Annotated in this window: 13 protein-coding genes and 1 pseudogene; 11 read left to right on the top strand and 3 right to left on the bottom strand. The window is 62.0% G+C overall.

Going from position 1 to position 16,739, the window contains the following annotated elements; translation table 11 throughout:
• Positions 1 to 22: 22 nt before the first annotated feature.
• Both BMX59_RS20175 and edd read right to left on the bottom strand, forming a co-directional pair.
• Positions 23 to 979, bottom strand: a complete 957-nt coding sequence (locus BMX59_RS20175) for a glucokinase (RefSeq protein WP_093125140.1) — start codon at positions 977 to 979, stop codon at positions 23 to 25.
• A complete protein-coding gene (gene edd / locus BMX59_RS20170; RefSeq protein WP_071489320.1) occupies positions 976 to 2,802 on the bottom strand; it encodes a phosphogluconate dehydratase in 1,827 nt (608 codons plus the stop codon). Before edd ends, BMX59_RS20175 begins: the two co-directional genes overlap by 4 nt.
• A gap of 221 nt (positions 2,803 to 3,023) precedes the next feature.
• Between edd and gap the strand changes: the two genes are divergently transcribed.
• The 8 genes and pseudogenes from gap to BMX59_RS31170 all read left to right on the top strand — a co-directional run bounded on the left by gap (position 3,024) and on the right by BMX59_RS31170 (position 12,048).
• Positions 3,024 to 4,025 (top strand): type I glyceraldehyde-3-phosphate dehydrogenase, encoded by a 1,002-nt coding sequence (gene gap, locus BMX59_RS20165; protein ID WP_058426789.1) that lies wholly within the window; start codon positions 3,024 to 3,026, stop codon positions 4,023 to 4,025.
• A gap of 214 nt (positions 4,026 to 4,239) precedes the next feature.
• Positions 4,240 to 4,758 (top strand): RNA polymerase sigma factor, encoded by a 519-nt coding sequence (locus BMX59_RS20160; protein WP_092246816.1) that lies wholly within the window; start codon positions 4,240 to 4,242, stop codon positions 4,756 to 4,758.
• A 74-nt stretch (positions 4,759 to 4,832) separates the two neighbouring features.
• The gene (locus tag BMX59_RS20155; RefSeq protein WP_093125134.1) at positions 4,833 to 5,801 is read left to right on the top strand and encodes a FecR family protein; all 969 of its coding nucleotides are present in this window, start codon (positions 4,833 to 4,835) and stop codon (positions 5,799 to 5,801) included.
• A 115-nt stretch (positions 5,802 to 5,916) separates the two neighbouring features.
• The gene (locus BMX59_RS20150; protein WP_093125129.1) at positions 5,917 to 8,481 is read left to right on the top strand and encodes a TonB-dependent receptor; all 2,565 of its coding nucleotides are present in this window, start codon (positions 5,917 to 5,919) and stop codon (positions 8,479 to 8,481) included.
• A gap of 133 nt (positions 8,482 to 8,614) precedes the next feature.
• A complete protein-coding gene (locus BMX59_RS20145) occupies positions 8,615 to 9,223 on the top strand; it encodes a biliverdin-producing heme oxygenase (RefSeq protein WP_071489315.1) in 609 nt (202 codons plus the stop codon).
• Positions 9,224 to 9,369: 146 nt separating this feature from the next.
• Positions 9,370 to 9,771: a YbaN family protein gene (locus tag BMX59_RS20140; RefSeq protein ID WP_071489314.1), complete on the top strand. Its 402-nt coding sequence runs from the start codon at positions 9,370 to 9,372 to the stop codon at positions 9,769 to 9,771.
• Positions 9,772 to 9,909: 138 nt separating this feature from the next.
• Positions 9,910 to 11,190: pseudogene (locus tag BMX59_RS31175) on the top strand (HAMP domain-containing protein); the annotation flags it as partial.
• Positions 11,191 to 11,292: 102 nt separating this feature from the next.
• Positions 11,293 to 12,048: a methyl-accepting chemotaxis protein gene (locus tag BMX59_RS31170; protein ID WP_371914385.1), complete on the top strand. Its 756-nt coding sequence runs from the start codon at positions 11,293 to 11,295 to the stop codon at positions 12,046 to 12,048.
• 134 nt (positions 12,049 to 12,182) lie between these two features.
• Here BMX59_RS31170 and BMX59_RS20130 read toward each other — a convergent pair whose 3' ends face one another.
• Positions 12,183 to 12,746 carry an NAD(P)H nitroreductase gene (locus BMX59_RS20130; protein ID WP_071489312.1) on the bottom strand — a complete coding sequence of 188 codons (564 nt, stop codon included), beginning with the start codon at positions 12,744 to 12,746 and terminating at the stop codon, positions 12,183 to 12,185.
• Positions 12,747 to 12,886: 140 nt separating this feature from the next.
• On the opposite strand from BMX59_RS20130, the gene BMX59_RS20125 reads away from it, so the two are divergent.
• Genes BMX59_RS20125 through BMX59_RS20115 form a run of 3 tightly spaced genes read left to right on the top strand, consistent with a single transcriptional unit; the run spans position 12,887 to position 16,510 of the window.
• Positions 12,887 to 14,314: a di-heme oxidoreductase family protein gene (locus BMX59_RS20125; protein WP_093125120.1), complete on the top strand. Its 1,428-nt coding sequence runs from the start codon at positions 12,887 to 12,889 to the stop codon at positions 14,312 to 14,314.
• Positions 14,315 to 14,345: 31 nt separating this feature from the next.
• Positions 14,346 to 15,410: an imelysin family protein gene (locus tag BMX59_RS20120; protein ID WP_071489310.1), complete on the top strand. Its 1,065-nt coding sequence runs from the start codon at positions 14,346 to 14,348 to the stop codon at positions 15,408 to 15,410.
• Between the two features lie 2 nt (positions 15,411 to 15,412).
• Positions 15,413 to 16,510, top strand: coding sequence for a DUF1513 domain-containing protein (locus BMX59_RS20115; protein ID WP_093125485.1), 1,098 nt, complete (start codon positions 15,413 to 15,415; stop codon positions 16,508 to 16,510).
• Positions 16,511 to 16,739: the final 229 nt, after the last annotated feature.

Genomic DNA, 16,739 nt, shown 5'->3' with positions numbered 1-16,739 from the left:
CCCCCGATAGGGCCATCAGTCCCTATGCAAAAGCCTGTTCCAACGCGACGCCAGCCCCGGTCAACCCGGAATACGGCGCCGTCACCAACCACACCGGAATACCCTTGAAGTAGTCGCTCATGCAGCCTTTGTCAGCAAAGCTCCTGGCAAAACCGCTGTGGATAAAGAAGTCGGCAAACCTCGGTATCACCCCGCCCACGATGTACACACCACCGCGTCCGCCGGTGGTCAGCACATTGTTACCGGCTACGCGGCCCAGCCAGATGCTGAACTGGTCCAACACTTCCATCGCCACCGGGTCACCGGCCAGGCCGGCGGCCGTGATGGCTTCGGGGGTTTCCAGTACCGGCGCATGGCCGTCGACCGCACAGATCGCCCGGTACAGACGTGGCAGCCCGCCACCGCTCAAAGCCGTTTCAGCGCTGACATGCCCGATCTCGGTGTAGATGTGCTGCCACAGCTGGGTTTCCCGTGGGCTGCTCAGCGGCAGGTCGACGTGCCCGCCCTCCCCCGGCAGCGCCGCAAAACGGCCACCGCCCAGGTCCAGCAAAGTACCGACACCCAGCCCGGTGCCCGGACCGATCACCACCGCAGGCCGCAACGGCTCCGGCGAGCCCTCGCAGACCACGCGGAATTCGTCGGGCTTGAGGCGGGTCATGCCCAGGGCCATGGCCGAGAAATCATTGACCAACAGCAGATCATCCACCTGCAATGTCTTGCAAAACGCAGTCTTGCTCAGGCGCCAGTGGTTGTTGGTGAATTTAAATTCATCTCCGCTCACCGGACCAGCGACGGAAAGACACACCGCGCCGATGTCCCCGATTTCCAGGCCTTCCTCCTTGAGGTAAACCTTGATAGCGGCCTCAGGACTGGAATGATCCGCCGTGGCATGCACGCGGATCGAATGCAGTTCCTGATCCCGCCACAACGCAAAACGGGCATTGGTGCCCCCGATGTCACCGACCAGCGCTAACTTCACTTAAGCGTCTCCAAGGCAGAGGTAAAGGCGCTGGCGCCCTGCTCTGCGGAGCTTGCGGCCAAGCGCATAAATGCAAACAGCTCGCGACCGGCCCCCACGTTGTTACCCAACAGGCCCGTGGCAGGCGCACGCGCTGCAAATTCTTCGGCGTCCACCTTAAGCTCCAGGGTGCCCTTCACGCCATCCACACGAATGATATCGCCATCCTGCACCCGCGCCAGTGGCCCGCCGCTCTGGGCTTCGGGGTTGACGTGAATCGCGGCGGGGATCTTACCCGACGCGCCCGACATACGCCCGTCTGTTACCAGCGCGACCTTGAAGCCACGGTCCTGCAATACACCGAGGAACGGCGTCATCTTGTGCAATTCCGGCATGCCATTGGAACGCGGGCCCTGGAAGCGCATCACGGCGACGAAGTCTTTTTCCAACTGGCCAGCCTTGAACGCATCGGCCAGGTCCTGCTGGTCCTGGAACACCACGGCGGGTGCTTCGACAATCTGGTGCTCGAGGGCCACGGCCGAGACTTTCATCACGCCACGCCCAAGGTTGCCTTCCATCACGCGCAAGCCGCCCTCGGGCGAGAACGCGCGGGCCACCGGGCGCAGGATGCTTTCGTCGAGACTCTCGATGGGACCGTCGCGCCAGATCAGCTCGCCGTCCACCAGGAACGGCTCCTGGGTGTAGCGGCTCAGGCCCTTGCCGGCCACGGTGTTGACGTCTTCGTGGAGCAGGCCGGCTTCGAGCAGTTCACGGATCAGGAACGACATGCCGCCCGCTGCCTGGAAGTGGTTGATATCGGCCTTGCCGTTGGGATACACGTGGGACAGGGTCGGCACCACCTCGGAAAGGTCCGCCATGTCGTCCCAGGTGAGGATGATGCCCGCCGACATGGCGATGGCCGGCATGTGCAGGGTGTGGTTGGTGGAGCCGCCGGTGGCGTTGAGCGCGATGATGGAGTTGACGATGGATTTCTCGTCGACGATCTCGCCGATCGGCGTGAAGTTGCCGTTGGCCTTGGTGAGGCGCGTGACCTGGTGCGCGGCTTCGCGGGTCAGCGCATCACGCAGCGGCGTGTACGGGTTGACGAACGAGGCGCCCGGCAGGTGCAGGCCCATGACTTCCATCAGCAACTGATTGGTGTTGGCGGTGCCGTAGAAGGTGCAGGTGCCGGGGCTGTGGTAGGACTTCATCTCCGATTCCAGCAGCTCTTCGCGGGTGGCCTTGCCTTCGGCATAGCGCTGGCGCACATCGGCCTTCTGCTTGTTGGAAATGCCCGACGGCATCGGCCCACCCGGTACGAAGATCATCGGCAGGTGGCCGTAGCGCAGCGCGCCCATCATCAGGCCGGGGACGATCTTGTCGCAGATGCCCAGCATCAAGGCCGCGTCGAACATGTTGTGGGACAGCGCTACCGCCGTGGACATGGCGATGACTTCACGGCTGAGCAGGCTCAGCTCCATACCGGGCTCGCCCTGGGTCACGCCGTCGCACATCGCGGGAGTGCCGCCGGCGAACTGGCCGACCGAGCCGACTTCGCGCAGGGCTTTCTTGATCTGTTCAGGGAAATGTTCGTACGGCTGGTGCGCCGAGAGCATGTCGTTATATGACGAAACAATTGCCACGTTGGCGGCATTCATCATGCGCAGGCTATTTTTATCTTCAGTGCCGCAACCGGCCACGCCGTGGGCAAAGTTGGCGCATTGCAGCTTGCCGCGCATCGGACCGTCGCTGGCTGCGCCGCGAATGAGCGCAAGGTAAGCCTCGCGGGTGGCGCGGCTGCGGGCGATAAGCCGTTCGGTGACCTCAAGGACGCGGGGATGCATGTGTAGAACTCCAGGCTAACGGATGTGGCGACCTGAGTGTCTATGCTGATCAAACGCCCGCAGCGCATGGGATGGCAGGGAGTCGTTTGGATCATCGGACCAGTTGATTCAGGTCACTCGTTGTAGATTGAACAAAATATTGCCACTAAAAAGGCTTGTTTTCTATTTTTATGCGAATAATCTTGTAATTCTTACAACAAATCGACGACAGGCACTTTCCAATGACTCTTCGTATCGCAATCAATGGTTTTGGCCGTATCGGCCGTAATGTCCTGCGCGCACTGTATACCCAAGGCTACCGCCAGGATTTGCAGATCGTCGCCATCAATGATCTGGGCGACAGTTCGATCAATGCCCACCTGCTCAAATACGACACCGTGCATGGCACTTTCGAAGCAGAGGTCGCCCACGATCAGGAAAGCCTGACCGTCAATGGCGACCGGATTGCCGTCAGTGCCATTCGCAACCCGGCCGACCTGCCCTGGGCTGCGCACAAGATCGACGTGGTGTTCGAATGTACCGGCCTGTTCACCGACCGTGACAAGGCTGCCGCCCATATTACCGCCGGCGCACGCAAGGTGATCATCTCGGCACCGGCCAAGGGCGCGGACGCCACCGTGGTCTACGGCGTCAACCATGACATTCTGCGTCAATCCCACCAGATCATCTCCAACGCCTCGTGCACCACCAACTGCCTGGCGCCAGTGGCTCAAGTGCTGCACCGCGAGCTGGGTATCGAGAGCGGCCTGATGACCACCATCCATGCCTATACCAACGACCAGAACCTGACTGACGTCTACCACACCGACCCGTACCGCGCGCGTTCGGCCACCCAGAACATGATCCCGAGCAAGACCGGCGCCGCCGAAGCGGTAGGCTTGGTGCTGCCGGAGCTGGCGGGCAAGCTGACCGGCATGGCGGTGCGGGTGCCGGTGATCAACGTGTCGCTGGTGGACCTCACCGTACAACTGAAGAAAGAAGCCACGGCGCAAGAAGTCAACGCGCTGCTCAAAGAAGCCAGCCAGCACTCGAAGATCCTCGGCTACAACACCCTGCCGCTGGTTTCCAGTGACTTCAACCACAACCCGCTGTCGTCGATCTTCGATGCCAATCACACCAAGGTCAGCGGTAAATTGCTGAAAGTGCTGGCTTGGTACGACAACGAGTGGGGCTTCTCCAACCGCATGCTGGATAACTGCCTGGCGCTGTGCAACGCCGAGTAATGTGAGCTGTGCGGGACCTTGTGAAGGGGCTTGTGTGGGAGGGGGCTTGCCCCCGATAGCGGTGGCACATTCAACATCTTTGTTGACTGACACACTGCCATCGGGGTGTAGCCCCCTCCCACACTGGTTTGTGTCCCGCATAAGGAAAATAGCTACTTGTCATTTCAGTTGATGATAAGCATTATCATTAACTGCAAATCGGTCTGGTAGCACTGTGAGCCAATCTCGCTTCAACCACGTCTTTCTCGCCCAACGGGTGATTCTGCTTCGCACCTTGCAGCGGATGGTCAATAACCACAGCACCGCCGAGGACCTGTTGCAGGAAACCTACCTGCGCGTCACCCGGGCCCTCAGCGAGCGGCCGATCGATCACCTTGAACCCTTCGTCTATCAGACCGCGCGCAACCTGGCGCTGGATCATCTGCGTGCGCGCAGGATCCAGGCACGCACGCTGCAGGAAGATGTCCCGCTGGACGTCCTGCAAAGTGTCGCCGCCCCCATCAGCACGCCCGAAGATGCCACCCAGGCCGAGCAAATGCTCGAGGCCCTGAGCGTCAGCCTGGGCCAGTTGAGCGCCCGCCAGCAGCAGATCTTCATCCTCAGCCGCCTGCACGGTTACAGTTACCAGGAGATCGCCGATCAGTTGGAAGTGTCCTTGAGCACCGTACAAAAGGAACTGAAGTTGATCATGGCCATCTGTGTAGGTGTGGCCGAACGGCTGGATCGGCCTTAAGCTTCCCCCGACAGAAACGTCGACCCAAGCTGTAGGAAAGTTAAATAGAACGTGGCGAAGACCCGAGGAACACCGTGACGGACCCGAACAAACTGCACCCCCATGAGCTGGCTCATGGGGTGTTGCAAGACACGGCCATGGACCAAGCCCTCGACTGGCTGATCGCCTTGCAGTGCCCGCAGCCCGGGCAGCAGGCCGAATTCGAAGCCTGGCTGGCCAGCGATCCCGCCCACGTCCACGCCTTCGCCAAGGCCCAGGCGGCCTGGGGTGGCGCGCCAGTGCACAGCGCCGCCGTCGCCCTGGCAGCACCGCGCAAGCCCAGCGCCTGGCGGTGGATCAAACCCCATTGGAAACCTTTGGCCACCGCCGCCGTGTTGCTGATCGGGCTGTTCAGTTTCAGCAACCTGCCGGTGCGCCTGCAGGCCGATCACCTCACCGTGGTGGGCGAACGCCAGCGCCTGCAACTGGACGACGGTTCAAAGGTGCTGCTCAACACCAATTCGGCGTTTTCCAGCAGCATCAAGGACCATCAGCGCATCGCTCGCCTGTACCAGGGCGAGGCGTTTTTCGAAATCAAACCCAACCATGGCCTGCCCCTGGAAATCGACGCCGGCCCCGTGCGCGCCAGCGTGCGCGATACCGCCTTCGCCGTGCGCTACCTCAATGGCGAAGCACAGGTGCAGGTGCAACGTGGCGATGTCGACCTGAGCAATACCTTCAATGATGCCCGCGTGCGTCTGAGCGCCGGGGAAAGCATCCGCGTCGGCCCCAAGGGTTTCGGCTCGCCCGCCAGACTGGACGCCAACAAGGACCTGGCGTGGGTGCAAGGCCGGCTGATCTTCGAAAACTGCCCCATGAGCGAAGTGCTCGCCGAACTGCGCCGCTATTACCCTGGCTGGATCGTCAACACCAACGACCAACTCGCCAGCGTCGCCGTCACCGGCAATTACCGCCTCGACCAGCCCCTGGATGTGGTGCGCTCGCTGGCCCACATCACCTCGGCCAAGTTGTCGGAATACCCGGCGCTGGTGATCCTCAACTAAATGAGAATTATTTTTACTCGATAGCTGGCACTGGTACGTCTCGTCTTAGCCAATGCAACTGATTCCTATTTGGTTCGGTTCGCAACTATAAGATTCGTACCCCGGAGCGCTCTCGATGTCCTCTTGTTTCAACCGCCGGTCCTCTTCGCCCGTGCTGTCCTTGCTGACGGCGGCCATCCTGCTGGCCGGTGCGCCAGTGATGACCGCCACCGCCGCCGAGCCTGCTCCGCGCAGCCATGGCAACTACAACTTCAGCATCGAGCAGCAATCGCTGGTCTCTGCACTCAACGCCTTTACCGCCGTGACCGGCTGGCAGGTCGGCCTGCCGGCGGAACTGGCCCAGGGTGTGTCATCCCCTGGCGTACGCGGTCCGTTGTCGCCGGAAAAAGCCCTGGACCGGCTGTTGGTGGGGACCAACCTGAGCTATCGCAAGCTGGGCAGCAACAACATCATCCTGGAAAAACGCGCAGCGGGCGGCACCCTAAACCTGCAACAGGTAACCATCAGCGCCACCCGTAACGAGCAGGATGTGACCAGCGTACCGAGCACCGTCAGCGTGCAGGACCGCGAAGAACTGGACCGCCAGAACGTCAACAACATCCGCGAACTGGTGCGCTACGAGCCCGGCGTCTCGGTCGGCGGCGCGGGCACCCGCTCCGGTAACGCCGGCTTCAACATCCGCGGTATCGACGGCGACCGCATCCTCACCCAGGTGGACGGCGTGGAAGTGCCGGACAACTTTTTCAACGGCCCCTACGCCAAGACCCGTCGCAACTACGTCGACCCGGAGATCGTCAAGCGTGTGGAGATCCTGCGCGGCCCGGCCTCCGCCCTGTACGGCAGCAGCGCCATCGGTGGCGCCGTGAGCTACTTCACCCTCGACCCGGACGACATCATCAAGCCAGGCCAGGATTTCGGCGCCCGCCTCAAGACCGGCTACAGCTCCGCCGACGAAAGCTGGCTGACCTCCGGCACCGTCGCCGGCCGCCTGCAGGACTTCGATGGTTTGCTGCACCTGAGCCAGCGCAATGGCCACGAGACCGAATCCTACGACGGCAACAACGCCACCGGCCTGGCCCGCACCGGCGCCAACCCGGAGGACGCGCGCACCACCAACATCCTGGCCAAGCTCGGCTGGAACTATGGTGATGACAACCGCTTGGGCCTGACCTACGAGAAGTACAAGGACGATCGCGACGTCAACCTGAAGAACGCGGTAGGCGGCCCGTTCATCGGCGGCCGAGGCTTCAACCTCTACCGTGATCGTCGTGGCAACGACACCATTACCCGTGAACGTTTCGGCCTGGAAAACAGCTTCGCCCTCGAGTCGCCGATTGCCGACCGCATCAAGACCAGCCTCAATTACCAGATCGCCAAGACCGACCAGACCACCGCCGAGATCTATCAGTCAGGCCGTCGTGTCCTGCGCACCCGCGACACGCTCTACCAGGAAAAACAGTGGATTTTCGACGCCCAGCTCGACAAGGCGTTCAGCCTCGGTGAAACCGACCACCAGGTGACCTACGGCACCACCCTCAAGCAGCAGAAAGTCACCGGTTCGCGCGAGGGCAACGCGACCTGCGTGGCCGTCGGCAGTGGGTGCACCGCCATCGGTGCACCCAGCCCGATTGCCAGCGACAGTGTGAAGAAGTCCAGCGACTTCCCCGACCCGACCATCAACACGTATTCGTTGTTCGCACAGGACCAGATCACCTGGGACAAGTGGACCTTCCTGCCCGCCGTGCGCTACGACTACACCCAGCTCAAACCCAAGCTGACCCAGGAATTTCTCAACACCGTCAACCCGACAGGGGCGGACCCGGTGAGCGACAAGGAAAAAACCTGGCACCGTGTGACGCCCAAGTTTGGCCTGACGTACGCCCTGACGGATCAATACACCTGGTTCGGCCAGTACGCCGAAGGTTTCCGTACGCCGTCTGCCAAGGCCTTGTACGGCCGCTTTGAAAACCTGAACCTGGGCTACACCGTCGAGCCGAACCCCGACCTCAAGCCAGAAACCAGCAAAGGCGTCGAAACCGGGATTCGCGGCAAGTTCGACGAAGGCTCCTTCGAGATCGCCGTTTTTTACAACAAATACCGCGACTTTATCGACGAAGACAACGCCGTTGCCGGGGGCAGTCTTGAACAGTTCCAGGCCATCAACATCAAGCGCGCCACCATCAAGGGCGCCGAAGCCAAGGGCCGCCTGAACCTGGATGCCTTCGGTGCGCCGCAAGGTCTCTACACCCAGGGCTCGGTGTCCTATGCCTATGGCCGCAACGACGATAACGGCGAGCCGCTGAACAGCGTCAACCCGCTCAAGGGGGTGTTCGGCCTGGGCTACGACCAGGACAACTACGGTGGCCTGTTGAGCTGGACCCTGGTGAAAAAGCAGGATCGCGTCGACAGCACCACCTTCCACGCGCCGGACGGCGACACCAGCGGCCCCTTCAAGACCCCTGGCTTCGGTGTAGTCGACCTGACCGCCTTCTACAAAGTCACCCACGACGTGACCATCAACGGCGGCCTCTACAACCTCACCGACAAGAAGTACTGGAACTGGGATGACGTGCGCAGCTACGACAGTGTCGGCGAAGCCGCCGTGACCGGCCCGGCCAACCTCGACCGCCTGACCCAGCCGGGCCGCAACTTTGCGATCAACGTGATCTGGGACATCTAGCACCGCCCTACTCACCCCGTTGAAATTTCTTCGACGGGGTGAGGATTTTTTACTGTGCCGCGTCTTCTTGTTCGTCTAGTTGATAACAGCTCTCTTTCGGGCACCCAGGCGCATCCCTTCTCAAGGACTTTTCATGACCGCTTCCCCTACCGCAGAACGCGCAAGCCTGCGCTCCCAACGCCTGAACCAGATCACCAACGAGCCGCACACCAAGCTCGACGCACTGGTCAAGGCCCACGCCCCGTTTGAAACCCGGGCCAACTTCGCCCGTTTCGTGGTGGCGCAGTACCTGTTCCAATCGGAACTGGTGGCCCTGTACAACGATGCCGAACTGATCAAGATCGTGCCGGACCTGGCCGAACGTTGCCGTGCCGAAGCCGCCAAACTGGACCTGGGCGACCTGGACACCGAGGTGCCTGCACCGGTCGCCGGCGCCGTGAAAAACCCGAGCAAGGCCGAAGCCCTGGGCTGGCTGTTTGTGTCCGAAGGCTCCAAACTGGGCGCTGCGTTCCTGATCAAGCGTGCCGTGGGCCTGGGCCTGAGCGAAACCTTCGGTGCCCGTCACCTGGGTGAGCCGGCCGGTGGTCGCGCCGAAGGCTGGAAAAGCTTCACCCGTACCCTCGACGCCCTGGAGTTCAGTGCCGAAGAGGAAGCCGCAGTGGAAAAAGGTGCGATCGACGCGTTTGTACGCTTCACCGTCTTGCTCGAACAGGCGTACGCTAGCGCCCCTGAATTGGCCTGACATCCAGATTGAAATGCCATCAACTGTGGGAGGGGGCTTGCCCCCAATAGCAGAGTGCCAGTCAACGCTTCTCTAGCTGACACATCCCCTTCGGGGGCAAGCCCCTCCAACAGTTGGCGCTCACTTCGCGACGTTACAAATAAACCATGACCCGCAAAACCCAATCCACCTCGAAAATCGCCCGGATCCTCTTCGGCCTGCTGGCCTATGTCAGCCTGGGCATTGGGTTGATCGCGATTGTCGTGCCGGGTTTGCCCACCACCGAATTCATCCTGCTGGCCGCCTGGGCCGCCACTAAAAGTTCGCCACGCCTCAGCGCCTGGCTGGAGAACCACCGGCTGTTCGGGCCGATCCTGTTCAACTGGCGCAACGGCAAGATCATCGCTCGCCGAGCCAAAGTCAGCGCCACTGTAAGCATGCTGCTGTGCGCCATGCTGATGCTGGTGATGCTCGACCACGGCTGGCCGATCTACCTGGCCATTGCCGGAATGAGCCTGGGCAACCTGTGGATCTGGTCACGCCCGGAAAGGCTTGCAGCGCCTGTCTGACGCCGCATGTAGGTGTTTTCCTACCGCTCATCGCCTCTTTCTCATGAATTGATTTGTGACGCCGATGTTTCAGACATAGCGCTGAATGGACTTGGCTCTGCTGCATGCATCCCCACCAGTCCATTCGCGAGTGAGCCTATGTTCAACACCCTCTCCATCCGCCTGAAAATCGTGCTGCTGTCCGGCCTTTGCCTGTTGGGGGTGATAGCGCTGGTCGTCGGCATCAATATCTACAACACCAACCAGAATGATCTGTTGGTCAGCGATTCCAGCTCGCGCATGCTCACCGCCAGCGTGGAACAACTGCTGCAAGCCAGGGCCGCCGAGCAAGCGGTGCAGTTGCAGAAAACCTTTGGCGACAGCCTGATGGCGCTGACAGCGCTGGCCGACCAGATCAAGGATTTGCGCACCATGGCCAGCAAGCGTGGCCTGGAAGCCGGCGCGCTGCGCGAAGAAATCAACCAGAGCCTGAAAACCACCTTTGATCGCAACAGCAAAGTGCTGGGGTTCTGGCTGTCATTCGAACCCAACGGCCTGGACGGCAAGGACAGCGAGTTCGTCGATGACAAGGCACGCGTCTCCAACGAAACAGGGCGCTTCTCCAGCTATTGGAGCCGTGCCGGCGGTGAAGGCTTGAACACCATCATGGTCGAAGAAGACCTGAACAAGACCACCCTCACCCTCAACGGTACGCCCTACAACATCTGGTACACGTGCCCACGGGACACCCGCAATACCTGCCTGCTGGACCCCTATGAAGATACGGTGGCCGGCAAAAAGGTACTGATGACCACCATCGCCTCGCCGCTGATCGTGGGGGGTAAACTCATCGGCGTCGTCGGTGTCGACATCGCCCTCACCGCCCTGCAAGCAACCGCCGACGCTGCACAGAAGGACCTGTTCAACGGCGCAGCGCACCTGGAGATTCTCTCCAGTACCGGCCTGATTGCCGCCTACAGCGGCGAGCCGGCCAAGGTCGGCAAGAACCTGATCGACACCCTCGGCGCCGAGGGCAAGGAAATCGTACAGTTGCTGGCCAGTGACAACCGCATGATCCGCGAACAGGACGACACCATCCGCGCCGTGTACCCGGTCAAGCCGATTGCCGACGCCAAATCCTGGGGCGTGGTGATCAAGCTGCCAAAAGCCGTGATGCTCGCCGACAACGTCAAGTTGCAGCGGGTGCTTGACGACGCCCAGTCCGCCGGCACCCTGAAGGCACTGCTGGTGGCCGCCGCCGCCGGCCTGCTCGGTTTGCTATTGATCTGGCTGACCGCTACCGGCGTGACCCGGCCGATCAACAGCGTGGCCGCCATGCTCAAGGACATCGCCAGCGGCGACGGCGACCTCACCCAACGCCTGGCCTACGCCAAGAAAGACGAACTCGGCGAACTGGTGAACTGGTTCAACCGCTTCCTCGACAAGCTGCAACCGACCATCGCCCAGATCAAGCAAAGCATCACCGAAGCACGCGGCACCGCAGACCAGTCTTCGGCCATCGCACGCCAGACCAGCGAAGGCATGCAGGTGCAGTTCCGCGAAATCGACCAGGTGGCCACCGCGTCCAACGAAATGAGCGCCACCGCCCACGACGTCGCCAACAGCGCGTCCAATGCCGCCAGCGCGGCACGCGGTGCCGACCAGTCGGCGCGTGAAGGCATGTCGATCATCGAGCAGAGCACCCGCGACATCACCACCCTGGCCGAAGAAGTCAGCAAGGCCGTGGGCGAAGTCGAAGCCCTGGCGGTCAACAGCGAACAGATTGGTTCAGTGCTGGAAGTGATCCGCAGCATTGCCGAGCAGACCAACCTGCTGGCCCTCAATGCCGCCATCGAAGCGGCACGCGCCGGGGAAAGCGGCCGAGGGTTTGCGGTGGTAGCCGACGAAGTGCGTAACCTGGCCAAGCGTACCCAGGATTCGGTGGAGGAAATCCGCCTGGTGATCGAGCGCATCCAGAGCGGCACCCGTGGCGTGGTGGCGACCATGCATTCCAGCCAGAACCAGGCCCAGAGCAATGCCGGGCAGATCCATCAGGCGGTGCAGGCCTTGGGCAAGATCAGCGATGCGGTGACCGTGATCAGCGACATGAACCTGCAGATCGCCAGCGCCGCCGAACAACAGAGCGCCGTGGCCGAAGAGGTCAACCGCAACGTCTCGGCGATCCGTACCGTGACCGAAACCCTCACCGGCCAGGCCACCGAGTCGGCGGCCATCAGCAGTCAACTCAATGCACTGGCCAGCCAGCAGATGAAGTTGATGGATCAGTTCAGGGTGTAAACCCAATTTCAAAAACAACACAGTTCCAATGTGGGAGGGGGCTTGCCCCCGATAGCAGAGTGCCAGTCAACGCTTCTGTAGCTGCCCCCCCACATCGGGGGCTTGCCCCCTCCCACAGTTTGATCACTTTGGATTTAGAGACCGGTCCAGGCACTGACAAACTGCGTCAGGTCTTCTTTAGCCGCGGTACGCGGCGGGTTCTGCGGTGTGCCCAGGTACAGGAAGCCAATCACCTCCTCATCCGCCGTCAGCCCCAGGCCTTTGGCCACGTGGGCCGAGTAGGACAATTCCCCGGTGCGCCATACCGCACCAATCCCCTGGGCATACGCCGCCAACAGGATGCCATGAGCCGCACAGGCAGCAGCCAGCAGTTGCTCGGACTTGGGCACCTTGAAGTGCTCCTGCAAACGGGCAATCACCACCACCACCAACGGCGCGCGCAACGGGCCGTTCTGGGCCTTGTCGATCACCGCCTGTGGCGCATCGGCGTCTTGCAGCCGGGCCGCTTCGGCCAACAAGGTGCCCATCTGTTCGCGAGCAGCGCCTTCAACCGTGAGGAAGCGCCAAGGGCGCAGTTGGCCGTGGTCGGGCGCACGCATGGCGGCGGCAAACAGCACATCGCGCTGCTCCTGGGTCGGCGCCGGTTCCAGCAGGCGCGGCACGGAAACACGGTTGAGCAAAGCGTCGAGAGCCTGCATGGGCCACCTCCAGAAAAAAATGTGCGGTCATTCTAGCGGGAATGAATCGGGATGCCACCAAACGATAATTGCTCTTATTCATTGCGCCCTGCCCTGTTAGACTTTGCGACCTTATTTTCCGCCGTGGTTCAGGAAATTCGATGTCCCCTTCGCTTTTTCGCCTGTCCGCAGCCTTGCTGGCCTTGAGCCTGGCTGGCTGCGATGACGCGCCCAGATTTACCAAGGCCGAGCCGGGTGAATCACGGGCGGGCGGTGCTGCGACGGTGAACAAGCGCGACCAGAACGCGTTTTCCCTGCCCTCGGCCAACCTGTCGCCCACCCGCCGCCTGGATTTCAGCGTCGGCAACAGCTTCTTTCGCAGCCCCTGGGTGATCGCACCGTCCACCACCACGGCGCGTGATGGCCTCGGCCCGCTGTTCAACACCAACGCCTGCCAGAACTGCCATATAAAAGACGGTCGTGGTCACCCACCGCTGCCCGATGCACCCAACGCGGTGTCGATGCTGGTACGCCTGTCGATTCCGGATGCGCCCGCCTATGCCAAGGCCATCGAGCACATTGGCGTGGTGCCCGAGCCGGTCTACGGTGGGCAATTGCAGGACATGGCCGTGCCGGGCGTGCCGCCGGAAGGCAAGGTGCGGGTCGATTACACGCCGGTCAACGTGACGTTCAAGGACGGCACGGTGGTCGAGTTGCGTAAACCCGACCTGCAGATCACTCAGCTTGGCTACGGCCCGATGCACCCCGACACGCGCTTTTCCGCACGCATCGCGCCGCCGATGATCGGCCTGGGCTTGCTCGAAGCCATCAGCGACGTCGACATCCTACGCAACACCGACCCGAAGACCGCCGACAAGCAAGCCATTGTCGGCCGCGCCAACTGGGTCTGGGACGACGCCCAGCAAAAAACCGTGCTCGGGCGTTTTGGCTGGAAAGCCGGGCAACCCAACCTCAATCAACAAAATGTTCACGCGTTCTCTGGTGATATGGGCCTCACCACATCCCTGAGACCCTTTGATGACTGCACCGATGCCCAAGTCGCCTGCAAACAGGCCCCCAACGGCAATGGCCCCGATGGCGAGCCGGAAGTCAGCGACAACATCCTGCGCCTGGTGCTGTTCTACACGCGCAACCTGGCGGTGCCGGCGCGCCGTGGCGTCAACACGCCGCAGGTGCTGGCCGGTAAAAACCTGTTCTATCAAGCCGGCTGCCAGGGTTGCCACACGCCTGCATTCACCACGGCCGCCAATGCCGCCGAACCTGAACTGGCCAACCAGGTGATCCGCCCCTACAGCGACCTGCTGTTGCACGACATGGGACCGGGCCTCGCCGACAACCGCACAGAATTCAAGGCCGGTGGCCGCGACTGGCGCACGCCGCCGTTGTGGGGCATTGGCCTGACGCAAACCGTGAGTGGCCATACCCAGTTCTTGCATGACGGCCGCGCCCGCAACCTGCTCGAAGCCGTGCTGTGGCATGGCGGTGAAGCCCAAGCGGCGCAGCAGCATGTGTTGTCCTTCAATGCCGAGCAGCGCGCAGCGTTGCTGGCGTTCCTGAATTCTTTATAAGCTTCGCCCCACTTATAGAAGGGAGCTCGACATGTTCCGTCCCAAGTTGTTGTTCACCAGCCTGGCCGCCCTCGCCCTAGGCGCCTGCTCGCCGCAAGACCCGCAAGCAGTGACCTCTGCGGCCATCGCCAAGCAAGTGATCCTGCCGACCTACAGCCGCTGGGTCGAAGCCGACCGCCAACTGGCCGTCAGCGCGCTGGCCTACTGCCAGGGCAAGGAGAGCCTGGACACCGCGCGTGCCGATTTCCTGCATGCACAAAAGGCTTGGGCCGAGCTGCAACCGCTGCTGATCGGGCCGCTGGCCGAGGGCAACCGTTCGTGGCAGGTGCAGTTCTGGCCGGACAAGAAGAACCTGGTCGGCCGCCAGGTCGAGCAACTGGTCGCCAGCCAGCCGCAGATCGACGGCGCCGCCCTGGCCAAGTCCAGCGTGGTGGTGCAAGGCCTGTCCGCCTACGAATACATCCTCTACGACGCCAAGACCGACATCGCCGACGACGCACAAAAGGCCCGTTACTGCCCGCTGCTGGTCGCCATCGGTGACCGTCAGAAGGCCCTGGCCGAAGAGATCCTGGCCAGCTGGAACAGCACCGACGGCATGCTGGCGCAGATGACCAAGTTTCCGAACCAGCGCTACGCCGATTCCCACGAAGCCATTGCCGATCTGCTGCGCGTGCAGGTCACCGCACTGGACACCCTGAAGAAAAAACTCGGCACGCCGATGGGCCGCCAGACCAAGGGTATCCCGCAGCCGTTCCAGGCCGATGCATGGCGCAGCCAGTCGTCCCTGCAAAGCCTCGAAGCCAGCCTCGCGGCAGCCCAGACCGTATGGGTCGGCGTCGACAACAAAGGCCTGCGTGGCCTGCTGCCGTCCGAGCAGAAGCCGTTGGCCGACAAGATCGACGCCGCCTATGCCGCGTCGCTGAAACTGTTCGCCAGCAACCAGCGCACCCTCAACGAACTGTTGAACGATGACGCTGGGCGCCAGCAGCTCAACGATATCTATGACAGCCTCAACGTCGTCCACCGCCTGCACGAGGGCGAGCTGGCCAAGGCGCTGGGCATCCAACTGGGCTTTAACGCCAACGACGGTGACTGATGATGCTCAGGCGACAGGCTTTGGCCATCGGCAGCGTGCTGCTCAGTGCTCTCACACTGGGTGGCTGGACGCTGTTCAAAAGCAAAGACAAGGGCCCGCTGCTGCTCTCGGCGCGGGATGATGCGGACGGCAAGCACTACGCCGTGGGTTACCGCCTGGACGGCAGGCAGGTATTTGCCACCCAGGTCGGCCAGCGCTGCCACGACATCATCAACCACCCGACGCTGCCGATTGCGCTGTTTGTCGCCCGTCGCCCGGGCACCGAGAGTTACCTGATCGACCTGCGCGATGGCGCGCTGCTGCAAACCATCACCTCCCAGGTCAACCGCCACTTCTATGGCCACGCGGTCATTCACAAGAGCGGCGACTGGCTGTACGCCACCGAGAACGACACAACCGACCCCGGCCGTGGCCTGCTCGGTGTGTACCGGTTCGAAGGCGAGCGGCTGGTGCATACCGGCGAGATCTCCACCCACGGCATCGGCCCGCACCAGGTGTCGTGGATGCCCGACGGCGAGACCCTGGTGGTGGCCAACGGCGGCATTCGTACCGAAGCCGAAAGCCGCGTGGAGATGAACCTCGACGCCATGGAACCGAGCCTGGTGCTGATGCAGCGCGACGGTACCTTGATCAGCAAGGAAACCCTCGGCCAGCAGATGAACAGCGTGCGGCACATGGGGATCGCCAGCGATGGCACCATCCTCACCGGGCAGCAGTTCATGGGGGCATCACAGGAGCGTTCCGAGTTGCTGGCGATCAAGCGTCCGGGGCAGCCATTCGTGGCGTTTCCGGTGGCGGACGAGCAGTTGCAGGCGATGGGGCACTACACAGCCAGCGTCGCAGTGCACAGCGAATTGCGCCTGGTGGCGTTGACTGCCCCACGGGGCAACCGCTTCTTTATCTGGAACATGGACAGCGGCGAGCTGCGCCTGGACGGACCGCTGCCCGACTGCGCCGGCGTGGGCGCGGTCGAGGATGGGTTTGTCGTGACCTCGGGCCAGGGCCGTTGCCGGTTCTACGATTGTCGCCAGAAACAGTTGGTGGCAACGCCGCTGGAGTTGCCGGCAGGGCTTTGGGATAACCATCTGCATCTGATCTGAGTGCAGGTCGCTTCTCACCCGACACGAGCCGAATGCCACGTTAAGCAACGGCTCGCTGTTACGCCTGCTTGATATCAGAAGGGGGAAGTAACTCAGAAATCTCTGAGAGTAAGTTGAGTTCGGCAATACCTTAAGAAGTAGAAGATACTCGCCGTAGGCACTTTCGCACTCTATGGAACGAATTCGGAACATTTACCACTTAGCTACGTGACTTTAATCACTACACAAG

Source organism: Pseudomonas sp. NFR09, assembly GCF_900111535.1.
In the GTDB taxonomy this organism is placed as follows: Bacteria; Pseudomonadota; Gammaproteobacteria; order Pseudomonadales; family Pseudomonadaceae; genus Aquipseudomonas; species Aquipseudomonas extremorientalis.
This window is presented reverse-complemented; position numbering and strand designations above follow the sequence as displayed.